This window comes from Pseudoduganella sp. RAF53_2, from assembly GCF_052113985.1.
Classification (GTDB): Bacteria; Pseudomonadota; Gammaproteobacteria; order Burkholderiales; family Burkholderiaceae_D; genus Rugamonas.
Genome location: NZ_JBFRDW010000607.1, coordinates 1 through 3,758, shown reverse-complemented (window position 1 = coordinate 3,758; position 3,758 = coordinate 1). Strand labels below are relative to the sequence as shown.

Here is a 3,758-nt window from a genome sequence, read left to right as displayed (position 1 = left end):
CGCTTATAGCGGCCGCTGTCGAATTCGCCGCGGTTAAGTTTTTGCCAAAAGCGTTTGTAGTCGATACTGTTGGCGTATTCCGCTTCGCAGAACATGCGGTGATGTTCGCCTTTGATGTCTTCCATCGAGTAGCCCATGGCGTCGAGGAAGTTGCTGTTGGCGGTCAGCACATGGCCATTCATGTCGAACTCGATCACGGCCTGGGCCTTGTCTATAGCGCTAACCTTGCCTTCATATTCGGCGTTGCGCAGCTTACTTGCGGTGATATCGGTAGCGAACTTGATGACCTTGTAAGGACGGCCTTCGGCATCGAACACGGGATTGTAGGAAGCGTTGATCCAGATCTCGCGGCCGCCTTTGCCGACACGCTTGTAATCGCCCTGGTCGAAGTGGCCGCCGCGCAATCGCTCCCAGAATTGGCCATAGGCTTCGCTCGCGGCCAGCGAGGGTTCGCAGAACATGGAGTGATGTTTGCCCTGCACTTCTTCCAGCGTGTAGCCCACCGCGTTCAGGAAGTTTTCGTTGGCATGCAGGATGGTCCCATCCAGCTGGAATTCAATGAGTGCCTGTACTCGACTCAAGGCCACATGAATGGCCTGCAATTCAATATCTGGCACTTCCGCAAATTCTGCTGCGCCACGGTCAAACCGCGACGTCTTGCCCCCTTCGGTGAGCAGCTCGTTCTTCATATCATTTATCCTCCATTTAGCACAACTGCCAAGCTAGCGGGAGTGGCATTCAATTCGACAATTGTGTTAGCAGAAACACCCCTACATTAACCACCTGCGGGAATCATATTCACAGTTAATGTCCCACCTGAACTACCAACATAGTGCCTTTCCCGGCCAAACGGTCATAGCAGCTTTTTAAGCAAAGTCTATTCGGCGCCAACGAAACTCCGAAGCGCGAACTCACGGAATGCCTGCAGTTGACTGAATCCCGATCAAATTCACGACCATGACTGTTGAACTCAGCGCTTTACGAAGCAGAATACCGCGCAATCCACTCATGCAACACCGACGTCGGCATGCCGACGTACACTAACTGACGAACCAACGCACTTGCAGGCAGAGAATCAATGGCAAAAAAACCGCCATCGAAGATGGCGGTGAAGGAACACATGATGAAGTTAGTTCGTGTATATCTGTCTTAGAATTTGTAGTTGCCCACAACATAAAACTGGCGTCCCAATGGATCTGTATATCGGCCATCGTAACCCGCTTGGTTGCCACCACCCGCGATCTTTTGCGAGAACGGTGGCTCGGTATTGAACAGGTTCTTTACTCCGCCCGTAATGGTCAGATTCTTATTGAAGCGGTATTTGGTCTGCCAATCCCACACGGTGTAAGAACGTACTTCACGCTGCATATCGACATAGTCTCCCAACGTGCCATCTGCATTGACAGGACGTACAGCTTGATCATCTGCGGTCAAAGGCATGTCTTGGTAACCGGAGTGATACACAGCGGTAAGAGAATGAGTGAACGCGTCGGATTGCTTCAGTGATGCAGTCAGCTTACTAATCACACGGAAGGTGACGTCATTATATGAATTAAAGCGACCGACGCTATGCTCCGCCTCGTCACCAGGCAAGGCCTGCAGGTCGGCTTTAAGCATATAAGTGCCCGTCCAGTTGACGGTCACTTTCCCGACAGGAGTACCGGTGCTAAGCGTACTATCCCAGTCTAAGCCACGGTAGTGCGAGCTAGACAGGTTCATCGGCGACAGCGATGCTGCAAGCACCTTTGCCTTCACGATCGGATCGTAGTAAGCAGAGAACAAGTTCATGTACCTGGCCGGATTACCAAATACTTCACTTTCCGGCAGCGTCTTGATCTGGTCTTTCAGCTTTACGTCCCAAAGATCGAGACCAATAGACAGACTCTTGACTGGCTCAACTCGGAATCCAACAGTTGCCTGCTTCGATGTTTCGGGCCGCAGTCCTTGAGCTCCGCTCGCGGCATTCCCCCCTTGGAGCAGGGTGTATTCCGCCGTRCCATTGCAAAGCGGGAGCAATGGTCCAGATGTAATCGGGCACGGATGGAAGTTCGAAGATCCGAAATTGGCAAGAGGTGCCGTGATATCACTCAAGCTAGGTGCTTTGAAACCTGTGCCGTAAGACGCGCGCAGCAGGGTATTGTCGATAGGACGCCATGCTGCAGCAACTTTATAGGTAGACTTACTAGCTTTGTTGCCTTGAGTCGCAGGGGCCGCAAGCTGACCAGTGGCTGAATCAAAGTTCATCGCATTCTTCACCGCATCGTAGCTGTCATAACGAACATCGCCTGTCAGCTCCAAGTCTTTCATGACAGGCACGACAAGCTCCGCAAAGGCGCCCCAGTTGTTGCGCTTGGCATCAACTGGCAATGCCCCAGTGCCGCCGCCTACGTTAGTATCCGTCCAATTTGGTTGCAGGCTATTCGGCCCCATTGCAATTGGGCTTGGCTGGTCAACGTATTTCTGACGTGTATAGTCACTCCCAACGGCAAGCATGACGGCACCACCAGGAGCGCCGAACACTTCGCGGGAGCCACGAATGCTGAGCACGTCAATCTTCGAAATGGTTTCGTCGAGGAGCTGATGAAGCACGGCAGGGGCCAGCGCTACTTTGGTGTCAGCATTCGGCACAATAAATGGATTGTAGGTACCTGCGCGCATCAATGCATCAAGCTTGTCGCCAGAAGTGTAGCCCGCAGCCGCATGGTCAAGCGAATCGTTTTGCGAATGCGTATAGCCGGTATTAAAGTCCCATCCGAAAGCGTTACCTTCAAGACCGAACACGACATGCTTGGCCTTGGTTTCCCAATCATCGGTACGACCACCAGCGTCTACCAAACGAAGATTCATAGTAGCGCTAGCCACTTTGGAAGGGTCGACACCCAACTTTACGAGAGCCGGCATGACGTTAGACTGGAACATCGGTGTACTGATGTCGAGACTTAGGGGTTGTGCAGGCGCAGCGAAGCGCGCCGTGCTCGTGAATTTCGAATACAACCCCTCTGCGAAGAATTTTAGACTGCTATTGATTTTCACACTGGCGGAGGCGAAGAAGCCGTCACGTTTCAACTCTGGCAGCAACTCTACCGTGGTTGCATAATTGAAGAGGCATCGGTTGCCCACCTTGAAGGTATTTGCAGCGCCGCAGGTTCCGGTATTGATCAAGCCAGGATTAAAGCTCGTTTTGCTCCCGTCGCTTAGCGTGGCGGTTACGTTTCCAGGAATTGAGTTACTGGAGAGCTGATAAAGAGAGTAAGTCTTACCGCCCTCAACAAAGTTATGGACGCCACCGGGCGCGCTGAATCGGCGATCCTCTGCGTTCAGTTCCTTTTGGGTGTCGTGGCTATAAGCCAGCAGGACGTTATATCCCTCAGTGTCAAAATCACCAAAACCTTTAGAAATGGCTACGTTGCTGGTGGTTCCATTGGTACCTTTGCTAGGCCGGTTATAGGTCAGTTCTACATTAAGGTCTTTTTGATCTTTCTTCAGGATGAAGTTCACGACACCGGCGATGGCGTCCGAGCCATACAGCGCAGATGCACCATCAGTCAGAATTTCCACGCGCTCCACCGCGGACAGCGGAATACTAGCTAGGTTGACCGAAGAGCCAGCGGTATATGGCGCAATGCGATGACCGTTCAGAAGCACGAGCGTGTATTTTGTTCCGATGCCATGCACAGATGCAGTCTGAACACCGCCGCCTCCGCCATTTACCGACGCGGATGAAGTAATGAGGCCCTGCATCGAAGGCAGCGTTGCAA

The 3,758-nt window shown here is 52.4% G+C and carries 2 protein-coding genes; both read right to left on the bottom strand.

Annotated elements, in window-relative coordinates:
- Positions 1-689, bottom strand: a 689-nt coding sequence (locus AB4Z11_RS26305; protein ID WP_442028793.1) for a PAS domain-containing protein, incomplete at its 3' end; no start/stop codon positions are given.
- Between the two features lie 460 nt (positions 690-1,149).
- Positions 1,150-3,758 (bottom strand): TonB-dependent receptor domain-containing protein (locus tag AB4Z11_RS26300; protein WP_442028792.1); only part of this gene is annotated, 2,609 nt, incomplete at its 5' end.